Annotated in this window: 14 protein-coding genes; 8 read left to right on the forward strand and 6 right to left on the reverse strand. The window is 68.1% G+C overall.

The window, feature by feature from the left end:
• Nucleotides 1-6: 6 nt before the first annotated feature.
• From xerD to queG, 3 genes are all read right to left on the reverse strand, one after another.
• Nucleotides 7-963 carry a site-specific tyrosine recombinase XerD gene (xerD, locus tag ACV229_RS18710; protein WP_448084598.1) on the reverse strand — a complete coding sequence of 319 codons (957 nt, stop codon included), beginning with the start codon at nt 961-963 and terminating at the stop codon, nt 7-9.
• Nucleotides 960-1,430: a methylated-DNA--[protein]-cysteine S-methyltransferase gene (locus ACV229_RS18715; protein ID WP_448084599.1), complete on the reverse strand. Its 471-nt coding sequence runs from the start codon at nt 1,428-1,430 to the stop codon at nt 960-962. The genes xerD and ACV229_RS18715 overlap by 4 nt, the downstream gene beginning before the upstream one ends.
• A 305-nt stretch (nt 1,431-1,735) precedes the next feature.
• The gene (gene queG, locus ACV229_RS18720; protein ID WP_448084600.1) at nt 1,736-2,971 is read right to left on the reverse strand and encodes a tRNA epoxyqueuosine(34) reductase QueG; all 1,236 of its coding nucleotides are present in this window, start codon (nt 2,969-2,971) and stop codon (nt 1,736-1,738) included.
• Nucleotides 2,972-2,988: 17 nt separating this feature from the next.
• On the opposite strand from queG, the gene tsaE reads away from it, so the two are divergent.
• Both tsaE and ACV229_RS18730 read left to right on the forward strand, forming a co-directional pair.
• Complete coding sequence (gene tsaE / locus ACV229_RS18725) at nt 2,989-3,543, forward strand: tRNA (adenosine(37)-N6)-threonylcarbamoyltransferase complex ATPase subunit type 1 TsaE (protein ID WP_448084601.1); 555 nt, start codon at nt 2,989-2,991, stop codon at nt 3,541-3,543.
• Nucleotides 3,525-5,072, forward strand: a complete 1,548-nt coding sequence (locus tag ACV229_RS18730; protein ID WP_448084602.1) for an N-acetylmuramoyl-L-alanine amidase — start codon at nt 3,525-3,527, stop codon at nt 5,070-5,072. The genes tsaE and ACV229_RS18730 overlap by 19 nt, the downstream gene beginning before the upstream one ends.
• A gap of 55 nt (nt 5,073-5,127) precedes the next feature.
• Here the strand turns inward: ACV229_RS18730 and ACV229_RS18735 are convergent, their stop codons facing one another.
• Complete coding sequence (locus ACV229_RS18735; RefSeq protein ID WP_448084775.1) at nt 5,128-6,006, reverse strand: EamA family transporter; 879 nt, start codon at nt 6,004-6,006, stop codon at nt 5,128-5,130.
• 247 nt (nt 6,007-6,253) lie between these two features.
• Between ACV229_RS18735 and ACV229_RS18740 the strand changes: the two genes are divergently transcribed.
• A complete protein-coding gene (locus ACV229_RS18740) occupies nt 6,254-7,135 on the forward strand; it encodes a pirin family protein (protein WP_448084603.1) in 882 nt (293 codons plus the stop codon).
• Between the two features lie 51 nt (nt 7,136-7,186).
• A complete protein-coding gene (gene trxA / locus ACV229_RS18745) occupies nt 7,187-8,035 on the forward strand; it encodes a thioredoxin (RefSeq protein ID WP_448084604.1) in 849 nt (282 codons plus the stop codon).
• Between the two features lie 54 nt (nt 8,036-8,089).
• Here the strand turns inward: trxA and ACV229_RS18750 are convergent, their stop codons facing one another.
• Nucleotides 8,090-8,947 (reverse strand): tRNA threonylcarbamoyladenosine dehydratase, encoded by an 858-nt coding sequence (locus tag ACV229_RS18750; protein WP_448084605.1) that lies wholly within the window; start codon nt 8,945-8,947, stop codon nt 8,090-8,092.
• Nucleotides 8,948-9,077: 130 nt separating this feature from the next.
• Between ACV229_RS18750 and pdxH the strand changes: the two genes are divergently transcribed.
• The 3 genes from pdxH (at nt 9,078) to ACV229_RS18765 (ending at nt 12,337) form a co-directional block, all read left to right on the forward strand.
• Nucleotides 9,078-9,722 (forward strand): pyridoxamine 5'-phosphate oxidase, encoded by a 645-nt coding sequence (gene pdxH, locus ACV229_RS18755; protein ID WP_448084606.1) that lies wholly within the window; start codon nt 9,078-9,080, stop codon nt 9,720-9,722.
• A gap of 126 nt (nt 9,723-9,848) precedes the next feature.
• Complete coding sequence (locus tag ACV229_RS18760) at nt 9,849-11,069, forward strand: class I SAM-dependent methyltransferase (protein ID WP_448084607.1); 1,221 nt, start codon at nt 9,849-9,851, stop codon at nt 11,067-11,069.
• A 23-nt stretch (nt 11,070-11,092) separates the two neighbouring features.
• Nucleotides 11,093-12,337: a DUF72 domain-containing protein gene (locus ACV229_RS18765; RefSeq protein WP_448084608.1), complete on the forward strand. Its 1,245-nt coding sequence runs from the start codon at nt 11,093-11,095 to the stop codon at nt 12,335-12,337.
• A 129-nt stretch (nt 12,338-12,466) separates the two neighbouring features.
• Here ACV229_RS18765 and msrA read toward each other — a convergent pair whose 3' ends face one another.
• Nucleotides 12,467-13,027 carry a peptide-methionine (S)-S-oxide reductase MsrA gene (gene msrA / locus ACV229_RS18770; RefSeq protein WP_448084609.1) on the reverse strand — a complete coding sequence of 187 codons (561 nt, stop codon included), beginning with the start codon at nt 13,025-13,027 and terminating at the stop codon, nt 12,467-12,469.
• Between the two features lie 619 nt (nt 13,028-13,646).
• Here msrA and ACV229_RS18775 point away from each other — a divergent pair.
• On the forward strand, nt 13,647-15,053 hold the full coding sequence (locus ACV229_RS18775; RefSeq protein ID WP_448084610.1) for a selenium-binding protein SBP56-related protein: 1,407 nt from the start codon (nt 13,647-13,649) through the stop codon (nt 15,051-15,053).
• Nucleotides 15,054-15,064 lie beyond the last annotated feature (11 nt).

Raw genomic sequence — 15,064 nt, forward strand, 5'->3', positions numbered from 1 at the left:
CCCGCGCTATCCGCGCGGGTGGTGCTGCGCATGCAGCGTCCTCAGGCGTTCGCGTGCGACGTGCGTATAGATCTGCGTCGTCGAGATGTCGCTGTGGCCGAGCAGCATCTGCACGACACGCAGGTCCGCACCGTGATTCAGCAGGTGCGTCGCGAACGCATGCCGCAGCGTGTGCGGCGACAGGTGCGCGCGCACGTCCGCGTGCTGCGCGTGGCGCTTGATGATGTTCCAGAACTGCTGGCGCGTCATGCCGTCGCCGCGCGCGGTCACGAACAGCGCATCGGCCGCGCGCGCGCCGAGCAGCGCCGGCCGCGCATCGCGCAGGTAGCGCTCGATCCAGCCGTGCGCGACTTCGCCGAACGGCACGAGCCGCTCCTTCGAGCCCTTGCCCATCACGCGCACGACGCCTTCGTTGAACCCGACCTCGACGGTCTTCAGCGTCACGAGCTCGCTCACGCGCAGTCCGCTCGCGTACATCAGCTCCAGCATCGTGCGATCGCGCAGACCGAGCGGCGTGCCGACGTCGGGCGCGCCGAGCAGCGCCTCGACCTGCGCTTCGGACAGCGTCGACGGAAACCGCGCACCCTGCTTCGCGGACGTGATGCGCAGCGTCGGGTCCGCCGTCGCACGGTGCTCGCGCACGGCCCAGCCGTAATAGCGACGGAACACCGACAAGCGCCGGTTCGACGATGTCGCCTTGCCGTCACTGCGTGCGGCGATATAGCCCTCGACCATCGCCTCGTTGGCGGCGTCGAGCGACGCATCGTGGGTCGTCGCGAGCCACTGCGAAAACAGCGCCAGATCGCGCCGGTACGCGTCGAGCGTATTGCGCGCGAGACCGTGTTCGAGCCACAGCGCATCGCAGAACACGTCGATCGACGCGCGGCTCGCGAGCAGCGCGGGCGACGCGGCGGCCTCGGCCGTATCGTCGGCGGTGTCGGGGGATAGCAACGAATCGCTCATCGGTACGGCACGCCTTCGTGTGCGAGCAGCCAGCGCTTCACTTTGAGGAAGTAGCCGTCGTCGTCGTGGTTCGCAAAGCCGCCGATGCCGGCCGACGCGACGACGCGATGGCACGGGATCACGAGCGGAAAGTAGTTTGCGCCGCATGCCTGGCCGACCGCGCGCGGCGCGCTGCCGATCAGCTTCGCGACCTGCCCGTAGGTCAGCACGGTGCCGGGCGGGATTTCGCAGATTGCCTCCCACACGCGGTGCTGGAACGCGGTGCCGATGTCGGCAAGCGGCAGGTCGAAAGTGGCCGACGCCCGCTCGAAATAGCGCTCGATCTGCTCGACTGCGCGCCTGGCGAGCGGCGTATCCGGGTCGATGTGTTTCATCGACTCGGGCAGATAGACGATCTCGCGCACCACCGACGCATCCGTGCGTATGCCGACCTTGCCGAACGGCGCATCGATCACTGCATTGAACATTACTGCCTCCTGTCGACCAGAGTTGGCGCTTCAGCGCTTGGTCCGGTCCCATACAAAGCTTTGGCGCTTCAGCGCTTGCTCTGGTCCCAAGCTTCGCGGCCGAGCAGATGTCGACCGGATTTGGCGCTTCAGCACTTGGTTCGGTCCCATGCATAGCTTTAGCAGCGCTTCAGCGCCTGCTCTGGTCCGATGCATGCTACGCGATCGACCTGATGTCGATCCGCACTACCGACCACGCCTGCCAGCCCGTTTCACCGATCCATTGGACCGCAGCCGACTCGGCGCATCGACACTCTACGCTGCCCTCACGCCGCGCGCAGCGCCCACTCGACGTGCTCGCGCACGAGCGGCGACGGGTCGTCCGCCCGCGCGCGCAATGCGGCGACCATCGCGTCGCGCGCGCCTGCCGAAAGCTGCCCGGCCGGCGCGCGCAGCGCATTGCCGAGCCCGACCGCGAGATTGCGCAGCCAGCATTCATAGCCGATGCGCCTGATCGCGCTGCCCTGCATCCGGGTGTCGAATTCGTCGGCGCTCCAGCCGAACAGCTCGACGAGCGTCGCACGATCGAGCCCGTGCCGCACGTCGAAATCGGCGACGGGCGCGGCCTGCGCGAACTTGTTCCATGGACAGACGAGCTGGCAGTCGTCGCAGCCGTACACGCGGTTGCCGATCATCGGCCGCAGCGGTTCCGGGATGCTGCCTTTCAGCTCGATCGTCAGGTACGAGATGCAGCGCCGCGCATCGACACGATACGGCGCGACGATCGCGCCGGTCGGGCACGCGTCGATGCAGCGCGTGCAGCTCCCGCAATGCGCGCCCGGCGTTTCGGGCGCCGTCTCGGGCGCGGTCTGCGCATCGGTCGGCAGCGGAATGTCGACGTAGATCTCGCCGAGGAAGAACAGCGAGCCCGCGTCGCGCTGCAGCAGCAGCGTGTGCTTGCCGCGCCAGCCGACCCCGGCTTTCTGCGCGAGCTCGACCTCGAGCACGGGCGCCGAATCGGTGAACACGCGGTAACCGAACGCGCCGATCTCGCGCTCGACGCGCTCGGCAAGCGTCTGCAGGCGGTTGCGCAGCACCTTGTGATAGTCGCGGCCGCGCGCATAGATCGAGACGACGGCCGCCTGCGGATCGTCGAGCCGGGCCCGTTCGCGCGCGCGCCAGTCGCGCGGCGCAACGGCGCCGTGCGGGTCGTCCGGCACATCGTTCGCGAGCGTTTCGGCCGGCAGATACGCGAGTCGCGCGGAGATCACGCGTCGCGTACCGGCCACAAGTTCGGCCGGCCGCGCGCGTTTCATCCCATGTTTCGCCATATAATCCATCTCGCCGTGGCAACCGGCTTCCAGCCAGGCGGCGAGGCCTGCTTCGGCATCCGAGAGATCGGTGTCGCTGATGCCGATCGCCCCGAAACCCAATTCGCGCCCCCACGCCCTGATGCGCGCGGCGAGCGCAGTCAACGCCGCATCGTCGAGCACGCACGGCGTCGCGCCTTCGTCATGTGTCGAAGGCAGATCGGATGCGGCGAGTTCCGGTAATCGGTTCATCGCACTATTTTACGAGAATGCCAGCCACGCCAAGCCACTTGCCTCACGCCGCCGCGCTGCCCGCCCCGCTCGCGGAGCGCGTGTTCGCACTCGCCGACGAAGCGGCGACCGAGGCCTTCGGCGCGCGCTTCGCGCATGCGCTCGACGCGGCCCGCGCCGAACTGACGCGCGCGCATGCGTTCGACGGCCTGCAGATCCAGCTCGTCGGCGACCTCGGCGCAGGCAAGACGTCCCTCGTGCGCGCGATCCTGCGCGGCCTCGGCCATCGCGGCCGCGTGCGCAGCCCCACTTATACGCTCGTCGAGCCGTATGCGCTCGAACGCGAAGATGGGGAACTCGAGGTCTATCACTTCGATCTGTACCGTTTCAACGATCCGGCCGAATGGTCCGACGCCGGCTTTCGCGAATATTTCAATTCCAGCGCGATCTGCCTCGTCGAATGGCCGCAACAGGCGGGCACGCTGCTCGGCGTGCCCGATCTGGTCTTCTCGCTCGACGTGGACGGCGACGGCCGCGCCCTCACCGTCCGGGCGTACAGCGCTTCAGGAAACGCATGTCTCGAAAGATGTTGATCAAACCGTTCCGCTCGATCGAATCGGCGGCCACCGCGACGCACAACTGGCGGCGCCGGCAGATCCTGTGCGCGGGCGCGTCGACGCTCGTGCTCGGCCTCGCGGTGCCGCGGCTCGCGCACGCATCGTCGGTGCTCGGCGTGCGCGTGTGGCCCGCGCGCGATTACACGCGCGTGACGATCGAATCCGACCAGCCGCTGCAGAATACCCAACAGCTGCTGCAGGGTCCCGACCGGCTCGTCGTCGACCTGAGCGGGCTCGACCTCGACCAGGCGCTGCGCGACCTCGTGTCGAAGATCGCGCCGAACGATCCGCAGATCCAGTCGGTGCGCGTCGGCCAGTACCAGCCGCACGTCGTGCGGATGGTGTTCGACCTGAAGGGCTCCGTGAAGCCGCAGGTGTTCACGCTGCCGCCCGTCGGCACGTACAAGTACCGGCTCGTGTTCGACCTCTATCCGGCCGTGCCGCCCGATCCGCTGACCGACCTGATCGCGCAGACGGAACGCAAGGAACAGCAGTTCAACGAAGCGACGCGCGCGCAGCAGGTGCAGCCGCCGACCGCGCTGAGCGGTCCGACGCCGCCGCCCGTCGCGAGTCACGACAACAGCGACGCGTTCTTCCAGCGCTTCGCGCAGAACACGCCGGGCGCGACCGCTGCGCCCACGCCGCGCACACCGCCCGCTGCGACGGGCGGCACGCCGGCCGCGCCGGCGAAGCCCGCGGTCAAGCCGCCGCCCGTGATCGCGCGCCAGGACGATGACGACGGAGGCGACGACGCCTACAAGTTCACCGCACCGAAATCCGGCAAGGGCGGCACCGTGCGCCTGCTGACGGTCGCGATCGACCCGGGCCACGGCGGCGAGGATCCGGGCGCGATCGGCGGCGGCGGCACGTACGAGAAGCACGTGGCGCTCGACATCGCGAAGAAGCTGCGCGCGAAGATCGATGCCGCGCCGAACATGCGCGCGATGATGACGCGCGACGCCGACTTCTTCGTGCCGCTCAACGTGCGCGTGCAGAAGGCGCGGCGCGTCGGCGCGGACCTGTTCGTATCGATCCACGCGGACGCGTTCACGACGCCGTCCGCGAGCGGCTCGTCGGTGTTCGCGCTGTCGGACCACGGCGCGTCGAGCGCGGCGGCCCGCTGGCTCGCGAACAAGGAAAACGCGTCGGACCTGATCGGCGGCATCAACATCAAGACGCAGGACGCGGCCGTGAGCCGTGCGCTGTTCGACATGTCGACGACCGCGCAGATCCGCGATTCGCTGCGCTACGGCAACTACGTGCTGAAGGAAGTCGGCGGCATCAACAAGCTGCACAAGGGCTCGGTCGAACAGGCGGGGTTTGCGGTGCTGAAGGCGCCGGACATTCCGTCGATCCTCGTCGAGACCGCGTTCATCAGCAACCCGGACGAAGAGCGCAGGCTCAACGACGACGGCTATCGCGACCAGATGGCCGACGCGATCTTCCGCGGCATCAAGCGCTATTTCGCGGCGAACCCGCCGCTCGCGAAGAACCGGATGGCCTGACGCCGCCCCCCCTTCCCGCGTGCCTGGCCGCTCGCATCGCGGCCGGCGCGCGCGGTCACGATACCGCGAAGCGGCGCACCAGCTTCCCGCCGAACACGTTCACCGCGAGCCCGCCCATCACGAGCGCGGCGCCGATCATTTGCGCGCGCGTCAGATGCTCGTCGAGCAGCAGCGCCGACGACGCGAGGCCGACGATCGGCACCAGCAGCGAAAACTGCGCGACCTGTGCGGCCGGATAGCGCGATAGCAGGCGGCTCCACAATCCGTAGCCGAGCAGTGTCGCAACGAACGCGAGATAGACGACCGCGAAAATCGACGCGCCCGTCAGCGCGCCGAGCGCGGCCGCGATCCGCTGCGGCCCCTCGAACCCGAGCGACAGCAGGAAGAACGGCACTGGCGGCACGAGGCTCGCCCACACGACGAGCGACACGAGGTTCGCCTGCCCGACCTTCTTCGTGACGATGTTGCCGAACGCCCACATCGCGGCCGAGCAGATCGTCAGCAGGAAGCCGGCAAGCGTCATCGCGCGGCCGCCCTGCGACGCGATCACGACGAGCCCGCCCGCCGCGATCGCGAGCCCGAACAGGTTCTGCACGCGCAGCCGCTCGCCGAGGAACACCATCGCGAACACGAGCGTGAAGAACGCCTGCGACTGCAGCACGAGCGACGCGAGGCCGGCCGGCATCCCGACGTACATCGCGGTAAACAGGAACACGAACTGGCCGAGCTGGATCGTCGCGCCGTACAGCACGAGCAGCCGCCACGAAATCTGCGGGCGGCGCACGAAGAACACTGCCGGCACCGCGGCGAGCGTGAAACGCAGTGCGCCGAGCAGCATCGGCGGCATCCCGTGCAAGCCGACCTTGATCACGACGAAATTCACGCCCCACGCCAGGATCACGACCAGCGCCAGCAGCAGGTCCTTCGGGGCCATCATCTCCGTCTCCTCGGTCTGTTCGTTCTGAAGGCGGTCAGTGTACCGGCGTTTGACGCGCTGTCAGGATTCCCGCGCGCGCGGCATGGAATCACCGCGGTCGACGATGCGGCCGGACACGACAGCAAGAAACGTGCTCGCGGCGCACGCCGCACGCGGCTCGAATGCCGTACGTCGCTTCACGCGCAGCCGACCGGGCTCCCAGTACAATGACCGGCATCCCCGCAGCCCCTCGACAGGACTTGCCATGACCGATTCCATCAAAGCGCTGCTGAAGCCGCACACCCGCGACATCGGCAACCTGCTGGTGCGCCGCACGCTGCCAGCACTCGCCGCACGCCTCGTCGGCCCGTTCATCTTCTTCGATCACATGGGACCGGCGACACTGCCGGCCGGCACCGGCCTCGACGTGCGCCCGCATCCGCACATCGGGCTCGCGACCGTCACCTATCTGTTTGAGGGCGCGATCATGCACCGCGACAGCCTCGGCTCGCGGCAGGAAATCGTGCCCGGCGACGTGAACTGGATGACGGCGGGGCGCGGCATCGTCCACTCCGAGCGCACGCCCGACGCGCTGCGCGAAACCGGCCACACCGTGCATGGGATCCAGACCTGGGTCGCGCTGCCGCTCGCGCATGAAACCGACGAGCCGTCGTTCGAGCACCATGAAGCTGCGACGCTGCCGAAGCAGACGGTCGGCGGCGTATCGCTGACGGTGATCGCCGGCGACGCGTTCGGCATGCGTTCGCCCGTCACGACGTTCTCGCGCACGCTGTACGTCGCCGCGGAATTCGCGGACGGCAGCCGCTTCGAACTCGACGCATCGCACGACGAACGTGCGGTCTATCTCGCGGAAGGCGATCTCGCGATCGACGGCACGCCGCTCGACCCCGCGACGATGGCCGTGCTCGTGCCCGGTACGACCGTCACGCTGACGAGCAGCGCCGGCGCGCGCGTGATGCTGCTCGGCGGCGACAAGATCGACGGCGAACGCTTCATCGACTGGAACTTCGTCGCCAGCAGCCGCGAAGCGATCGAGCACGCGAAGGACGCGTGGACGCGGCAGGAAATGGGCAAGGTGCCCGGCGAGACCGACTGGATTCCGCTACCCGAGCGCAAGCCGCGTTGAAATTCGCGCGTGCCGCCCCCACCTGACGACATCCGAACTCAAGAGGACGACATGGACACCACGCTTGCCACTTTCGAAAAAGACGTCATCGAGGCATCGCTGGACACGCCCGTGCTGGTCGACTTCTGGGCGCCGTGGTGCGGCCCGTGCAAGACGCTCGGCCCGCTGCTGGAAAAGCTCGAAAGCGACTACGAGGGCCGCTGGAAGCTCGTGAAGGTCAACGTCGACGAAAACCAGGAGCTCGCCGCGCACTTCCAGACGCGCAGCATTCCGCACGTGATCGCGTTCGCCGACGGCCGTCCGGTCGACCAGTTCATCGGCGTGCTGCCCGAAGGCCAGCTGCGCGCATTCCTCGATCGGCTGCTGCCGGCGCCCGAAGAGGCCGAGCGCCGCGCCGCGCAATTCGCGCTCGAGGAATCCCGCGTCGACGATGCGCGCGCGCACCTCGAGGCCGCGCTCGCGCTGAACCCCGGCTTCGACGACGCGCGGCTCGACCTGATCGAGCTGCTGCTCGCAACCAACCATGTCGACGCCGCGCGCGCCGAGACCGAGCTGCTGTCGCCGGAGACGGTGCAAGGCGGCGATCCGCGCTACCAGGCGATCAAGACCCGTTTCGATGCGCTCGAGGCAACCGCCGACCTGCCGCCGACTGACGCGCTCGAGGCCCGCATCGCCGAGAATCCGGCCGACCTCGACGCACGTTTCGATCTCGCGCAAAGCCTGATCGCGCGGCGCGCGTACGAAGGCGCGCTCGAGCAGCTGCTGGAAATCGTCGTGCGCGACCGCGCGTACGGCGACGACCTCGGCCGCAAGACGATGATCTCGGTGTTCGAACTGGCGGGCGACCGACCGGACGTCGTCGCGACGTGGCGGCGCAAGCTGAGCATGGCGCTCAACTGAAGCGGGCCGGCTTGCGGCAACGGCCGCAGGCTGCCCCACACCTTCCTCACACCATCATTTCGCGACCGCCCGCGCCGCGATCGCCCGCAGCGCATGCGCGGCGGCCGCGAAGCCGAAGCTCGCGGTCACGCATACGCTCGATCCGAATCCCGCGCAGTTGAGCCCCGCGACATGCGCAGCCGCGGACGGCTCCGCGCCGTCCTCGATGTCGCAAGCGGCCGCTTCCGGGTAGATCAGCGGTTCATCCGAATACACGGCGCCGACCTTGAAGCGCGCCTTCGGCCCGCGCGGAAAGCCGTGTTGCTTGCGCAACTGCGCGCGCACCTTCGACAGCAGCGGATCCTGGATCGTCAGCGCGAGATCGTCGATGCGGATGCGCGTCGGGTCGAGTTGCCCGCCCGCGCCGCCGACCGTGACGAGCGGCTGGCCGCGCGCGACGCACCACGCGATCAGCGCGACCTTCGTGCGCACGCTGTCGATCGCGTCGATCACGTAGTCGAAGCCGCCGCCGAGCAGCGCGTCGAAGTTGTCGGGTTCAGCGAAATCCTCGATCCGGTTCACGCGGCATGCGGGATCGATCAGCGCGATCCGCTCGGCCATCGCGTCGACTTTCGGCTTGCCGTAGTTGCCGTCGAGCGCGTGGATCTGCCGGTTCGTGTTGCTTTCGGCAATGTTGTCGAGATCGACGAGCGTCAACTGGCCGACGGCACTGCGCGCGAGCGCCTCGGCCGTCCATGAACCGACGCCGCCGATCCCGATCACCGCGACGTGCGCGCGCTCGAACGCGGCGAGCGCCGGCGCGCCGTACAGCCGGGCGATGCCGCCGAAGCGTCGCGCGCGATCCACGTCAAGCTGGTTTTCCGGGCTCGGGGTAAGATCAGAAGTTATCGGGGCAGTGTCGGAGGAGGACATGGCGGCAAGGAAAACGTAAGTCGTGCACAGCCCTGTATTTTGCCTGATCTCTCCGTCCGCACGCGCCACTGTGCACGCACGTTTCTTCCGCCTTCGCTATACTGGCCCCAGATTGAAGCGTTTGCATAACATGACGACACTCGCCGATCTCCGCATCAATTATTCGCGTGCTTCGCTCGACGAAGCCGACGCCACCCCGAACCCTTTCGCCCAGTTCGACCGCTGGTTCAAGGAAGCGCTCGCCGCCAAACTCCCCGAGCCGAACACGATGACGCTCGCGACTGTCGGCGAGAACGGCCGGCCGTCCGCCCGGATCGTGCTGATCAAGGGCGTCGACGAACGCGGGTTCGTGTTCTTCACCAATTACGAAAGCCGCAAGGGCCACGACCTCGCGGCCAACCCGTACGCCGCACTGCTGTTCTACTGGATCGAGCTCGAGCGCCAGGTGCGCATCGAAGGCCGCATCGAGAAAACGACCGACGAGGAAAGCGACCGCTATTTCGCGTCGCGCCCGATCGGCTCGCGGATCGGCGCATGGGCGTCCGAACAGAGCGCGGTGATCGACAGCCGCGCGACGCTCGAGGCGCGCGAGAAAGAAATCAGCGCGCGTTACGGCGACGACCCGCCGCGGCCGCCGCACTGGGGCGGCTACCGCCTCGTGCCCGACTCGCTCGAATTCTGGCAGGGCCGCCCGTCGCGGCTGCACGACCGGCTGCTGTACACCCGCGACGCCGCGGCGCAGCACGGCTGGACGATCTCGCGCCTGTCGCCGTAAGCGGCAAGGGGGCGCGCGGCGCGCACCGCCGATCATGTTTCGTGTTGCATCCGGGCGCCCGGCTTCGGGCGGGCGCCGGTCAAGAAACTTGGCTGTATTCGATTCAACGGACTACGGAGATTCCAAATGTTCTGGGAAAAGAAGCTGGCACAGTGGGCGGACGAAGTACGGGCTAAGGCGAACATTCCGGCGCGTCTCGTGTTGTGGAACGGCGATCAGCTCGATTTCGGCACGTTCGCCGCGCCGCAGGTCACGCTGAAGGTCAACAGCGCGTCGGCGCTGCCGCTGCTGCTCGAACCAAGCCTCGACAACCTCGGCGAGGCGTACGTGAAGGGCAAGATCGACATCGAGGGCAAGCTCTCCGACATCATCAACATCAGTTACTCGCTCGCGCGCAGCACGGTGACAGGCGCGAGCAAGCTCGCGCGCGTGAAGCGCTACTTCAACCACTCGAAGAACACGGACAAGAGGGCGATCCAGTATCACTACGACGTCTCGAACGAGTTCTACAGGCTGTGGCTCGACGAGAACATGGTCTACTCGTGCGCGTACTTCGAGAACGGCGACGAGGATCTCGCGACCGCGCAGATCAAGAAGATCGACCACATCCTCGCGAAGATCCGGCTGCAGCCGGGCCAGCGCCTGCTCGACATCGGCTGCGGATGGGGCGCGCTGGTGCTGCGGGCTGCGAGCAAGTTCGGCGCGCAGTGTCTCGGCGTGACGCTGTCGCAGAACCAGTTCGATCTCGCGACCGAGCGCGTGAAGGCCGCGGGGCTGCAGGACAGGATCGAGATCCGCCTGCAGGACTATCGCGAGATCGACGGCCAGTTCGACCGCATCACGAGCGTCGGGATGTTCGAGCACGTCGGCCGCAAGAACCTGCCGCTCTACTTCTCGCGGATTCACGACCTGCTGACGGACGAAGGGATCGCAATGAACCACGGCATCACGTCGACCGATGCCGAAAGCGGCGAAACGGCGCTCGGCGGCGGCGAGTTCATCGACCGCTACGTGTTCCCGGACGGCGAGCTCCCGCACATCAGCCTCGCGCTCGAAGCGGCGCAGCGCGGCGGGCTCGAGGCGATTGACGTCGAAAGCCTGCGGCGGCACTATGCGCGCACGCTCGACATCTGGACCGAGAACTTCGAGGCGAACGCCGATGAAGCCCGGAAGCTCGTCGACGACGAAAAATTCCGCATCTGGCGCGTGTATCTCGCCGGCTGCGCGTATGCGTTCGAGCACGACGACGTGTCGATCTTTCAAATCGTGTGCCGCAGGGCCGGGCAGAGCGCGCAGACGCTGCCGTGGTCGCGGCGCTACATGTACGAACACGCGCTGCCGCGCTAGGCGGCGCTTCACGAACGGCATGCATGGGTGACGGCAGGACGCGGCGCAAGACGCCGCCGGAGCGGCAACACAACGATTCGGACGGAACGCCCGCCGACGGACAGTTCGACCTGTTCGGCGCGGCGGACACCAATCAGGACCCGCCGGCGCCGGTGCGCGACGGCGGGCCTCCGCCATCCGCCGCTTCGGCGCGTGACGCTTGGCAGCAGGCGCCCGCTGACGCTCCGTCCACCGGCATGCTGTGGGACGAACCCGCGCCGTCGCCCGCCCCGAAGAAAGGCCGCCGTCGCGGTGTCCCGCCCGCGCCGATCGCGCCCGACGTGGCCGACGCCGCAGCCGGGCTGCCGCCGAACGTGCGGCTCGGCACGTCGTCGTGGTATTTCCCCGGCTGGAACGGCATCGTCTACGACGGTGACTTCGCGCAGACGAAGCTGTCGCGCGAAGGTCTCGAAGCCTACGGCGCGCATCCGCTGCTGAAGAGCGTCAGCCTCGACCGGTCGTTCTACGGCCCGCTGTCCGTCGCCGACTACCTGCGCTACGCGCAGCAGGTGCCGGACGACTTCCGCTTCGTCGTGAAGGCGCCCGCCTCGGTCACCGACGCGGTCGTGCGCGGCCGGCGCGGCGAGGCGTCCGGGCCGAATCCGACGTTCCTCGATGCGCAGCTCGCGACCGACGAATTCGTGCGGCCGTGTCTTGACGGGCTCGGCCGGAAGGCCGGCGTGCTGGTGTTCCAGTTCTCGCCGCTGCCCGACCGGCTGCTGGCCGATCCCGCGGCGCTGATCGACCGCGTGTCCGCGTTCTTCGCGACGCTGCCGCCGCTGCCACCCGAACCGGACAGCCCGCGCTACGCGATCGAGATCCGCGACGCGAGCCTGCTCACGCCGCGCTTCATCCGCGCGCTGGCCGCACTCGGCGTGCGCTACTGCGTCGGCCTGCACGCGCGGATGCCCGACCCGCTGCGGCAGGCGGCCGCGCTCGCGCTGCTCGACGGCGACGCGCCGGGCCCGCTGATCGTGCGCTGGAGCCTGCACGGCGGCTTCAAGTACGAGCAGGCGAAAGCAAAGTACGAGCCGTTCGACCGGCTCGTCGACGAAGACCCGCATACGCGCACCGCGCTCGCCGAACTGGCTGCCCGCTACGCGCTGGCCGGGCAGCCCGTCATCATCACGATCAACAACAAGGCGGAAGGCTCGGCGCCGCTGTCGTGCCTCGCGCTCGCGCGCGAGATCGCCGCCGCGTGCGCACGCTGGCAAGGCGAGGCGGCCTGACGCGCTGACATGCGCGGCGGCGCGTGCCCGCGCGCAGCACGCGCTTTCCAGGCGCCGCCGGCATGCGTGGCCTGGCGCGCGGGATGCACGCGAGCCGGCCCGCGCCCCGGCGCCGGCCGCGCCGAGCGCTCACGCGCCGCGCGACGACTTCAGCCGGTGCGCGAACTTCTGGCGAAACTTCGCGAGCTTCGGCCCGATCACGACCGCACAATATCCCTGGCCGGGATTCTGCGCGTAGTAGTTCTGGTGATAGTCCTCGGCCGGCCAGTAATTGCCGTCGAGCGGCACGACCTGCGTGACGATCGGCTGCCCGAACACCTGCTCGCGCTCGAGCTCGCGGATCACGTCGAGCGCGGTGTCGCGCTGCGCATCCGAATGCGTGAACACGGCCGACCGGTACTGCGTGCCGACGTCGTTGCCCTGCCGGTTGAGCTGGGTCGGATCGTGCGTCGCGAAGAAGATCTCGAGAATCTCGCGATAGCCGATACGCGCCGGATCGAACGTCACGTTGACGACCTCCGCGTGCCCCGTATCGCCGTCGCACACGTCGCGATAGCCGGGGTTGCGCGTGTGGCCGCCCGCATAGCCCGACTCGACGGCCGTCACGCCATCGACGTCGAGAAACACGGCCTCCGTGCACCAGAAGCACCCCCCACCCAAAGTCGCGGTTTCAAGCATCTCGTTCACCATCCCATCAACACCTCGTTGTACACGGGAGCCGATCGAACGCACCGGCCCGGTGACGTTCCCGCGACTCCCTCCGACTTTCGCGGCGCGCCGGTCGTCCCGTCGGACGGAAACGGCGCGTCGCCAAGTATCGCATTCGCACGCAGACCTGGCAGCGCGAGCGGCAGATTTCGCCGGACGCAACGCAACCGCACGTGCGGGTTCCTTCGGCGTCGTCCGCGCACGCAGCGCCCAACTCGTCGGACGATTCTCGACTACACTACGTGACACCCGGCCGCGGTGGCAAATCGTCCGTTCGGCCGGCACGCACGCTGCACGTACCACCCCGACGCACGATCACTCGCTGCAACGTCGATATGGGTGCTTCGACGGAATTTTTCCAGCCCGGCGCTCCGCGTGTTCGTGGACGCCAGCCCGACCGAGCGCCATCAGCGCTCGGCGGCAAGGCCGTGTCAGACGGCCTTCGATGCATCGCCTCACGCTCGCTTCTGCTTTCACGATTGGATGGACGGCGCCGCGCGTCGCGTTCGGCGCACGCGGATGCCGGTAAATCGACGCGGCGCGCACGGCTTGGCGATGCGCGACCGCGATCCCGTTCGAGTTCGACTACGAGGGCAAGACCATGACCCTGCGGCCTGATCCGACGTTTCACGCATCGCCGGAACTCGCGATGCGCGCCCCTGCGGAAAACTTCGCGTATACGCTGTTGCTCAGCCCCGATTTCTCGCGGCCCGACACGCTCGCCGTGATCGACGTGAAGCCCGGGTCGCCGACCTGCGGCAAGATCGTCCACACGGTCACGATGCCGAACACCGGCGACGAGTTTCATCACTTCGGCTGGAACGCATGCTCGTCGGCGCTGTCGCCGCTCACCGGCCACGCGTTCCTCGAACGCCGTTACCTGATCATTCCGGGCCTGCGCTCGTCGCGCGTGTATATCATCGACACGCACCCGCATCCGACGCAGGCGCGCATCCACAAGATCGTCGAACCCGACGAGATCTTCCGCAAGACCGGCTATTCGCGGCCGCACACCGTTCACTGCGGGCCCGAGGGCATCTACGTCAGCACGCTCGGCGGCGGCGGGAAGGACGGCACGGACGGCCACCCGGGCATTTTCATCATGGATTGCGAAACCTTCGACGTGCTCGGCCGCTGGGAGATCGATCGCGGTCCGCAGGACAAGCACTACGACTTCTGGTGGAACCTGCCGCGCGACTACATGGTGTCGAGCGAATGGGCGCTGCCGCCGCAGTTCGAGAACGGCATCGTTCCCGAGGATCTGCTCGCGAACCGCTACGGGCACCGGCTGCATTTCTGGGACTTGCGCGCGCGGCGCAACGTGCAGACGATCGACCTCGGCGCGCAGCACCAGATGGCGCTGGAGGTGCGGCCCGCGCACGATCCCGTGCGCGAATACGGCTTCGTCGGCGTCGTGATCGACACGACGAACCTCGAAGGCTCGATCTGGACCTGGTGGCGCGAAGGCGGCAAGTTCCACGCCGAGAAGACCGCAACGATTCCGCCCGAACCCGCGCCCGCGGACCGGCTGCCGCCGTTGCTGAAGGATTTCGGCGCGGTGCCGCCGCTCGTGACCGACATCGACCTGTCCCTCGACGATCGCTACCTCTATGTGTCCTGTTGGGGCACGGGCGAAATGCGGCAGTACGACGTGACGGATCCGCGCAAGCCGACCCTCACCGGATCGGTTCACGTCGGCGGCATCGCGCGTCGCACGCCGCACCCGAACGGCCGCGCGTTCGCGGGCGGTCCGCAGATGGTCGAGATCAGCCGCGACGGCAAGCGGGTCTACTGGACCAACTCCCTTTACTCGACGTGGGACGACCAGTTCTACCCGGACGGCGTGCCGGCCGCGATGGTGATGGCGCACGCGGGGCCCGACGGCGGCCTGGCGCTCGCGAACGACTACTGGGTCGACTTCCCCGACGGCTATCGCGCGCACCAGATCCGGCTCGAAGGCGGCGACTGCTCGACCGATTCGTTTTGCTACCCGTCGGTGCGCGCTTGAGCGGCGGCATC

It is taken from the genome of Burkholderia sp. MR1-5-21, assembly GCF_053427715.1.

What these genes read in the sequence shown, in the direction of transcription:
- ACV229_RS18715 (WP_448084599.1), bottom strand. Translation starts at nt 1,430, where the DNA reads ATGTTCAATGCAGTGATCGATGCGCCGTTCGGCAAGGTCGGCATACGC.
- ACV229_RS18750 (WP_448084605.1), bottom strand. Translation starts at nt 8,947, where the DNA reads ATGTCCTCCTCCGACACTGCCCCGATAACTTCTGATCTTACCCCGAGC.
- queG (WP_448084600.1), bottom strand. Translation starts at nt 2,971, where the DNA reads ATGAACCGATTACCGGAACTCGCCGCATCCGATCTGCCTTCGACACAT.
- ACV229_RS18735 (WP_448084775.1), bottom strand. Translation starts at nt 6,006, where the DNA reads ATGGCCCCGAAGGACCTGCTGCTGGCGCTGGTCGTGATCCTGGCGTGG.
- msrA (WP_448084609.1), bottom strand. Translation starts at nt 13,027, where the DNA reads ATGGTGAACGAGATGCTTGAAACCGCGACTTTGGGTGGGGGGTGCTTC.
- trxA (WP_448084604.1), top strand. Translation starts at nt 7,187, where the DNA reads ATGGACACCACGCTTGCCACTTTCGAAAAAGACGTCATCGAGGCATCG.
- xerD (WP_448084598.1), bottom strand. Translation starts at nt 963, where the DNA reads ATGAGCGATTCGTTGCTATCCCCCGACACCGCCGACGATACGGCCGAG.
- ACV229_RS18775 (WP_448084610.1), top strand. Translation starts at nt 13,647, where the DNA reads ATGACCCTGCGGCCTGATCCGACGTTTCACGCATCGCCGGAACTCGCG.
- ACV229_RS18760 (WP_448084607.1), top strand. Translation starts at nt 9,849, where the DNA reads ATGTTCTGGGAAAAGAAGCTGGCACAGTGGGCGGACGAAGTACGGGCT.
- ACV229_RS18730 (WP_448084602.1), top strand. Translation starts at nt 3,525, where the DNA reads ATGTCTCGAAAGATGTTGATCAAACCGTTCCGCTCGATCGAATCGGCG.
- ACV229_RS18765 (WP_448084608.1), top strand. Translation starts at nt 11,093, where the DNA reads ATGGGTGACGGCAGGACGCGGCGCAAGACGCCGCCGGAGCGGCAACAC.
- ACV229_RS18740 (WP_448084603.1), top strand. Translation starts at nt 6,254, where the DNA reads ATGACCGATTCCATCAAAGCGCTGCTGAAGCCGCACACCCGCGACATC.
- tsaE (WP_448084601.1), top strand. Translation starts at nt 2,989, where the DNA reads ATGCCAGCCACGCCAAGCCACTTGCCTCACGCCGCCGCGCTGCCCGCC.
- pdxH (WP_448084606.1), top strand. Translation starts at nt 9,078, where the DNA reads ATGACGACACTCGCCGATCTCCGCATCAATTATTCGCGTGCTTCGCTC.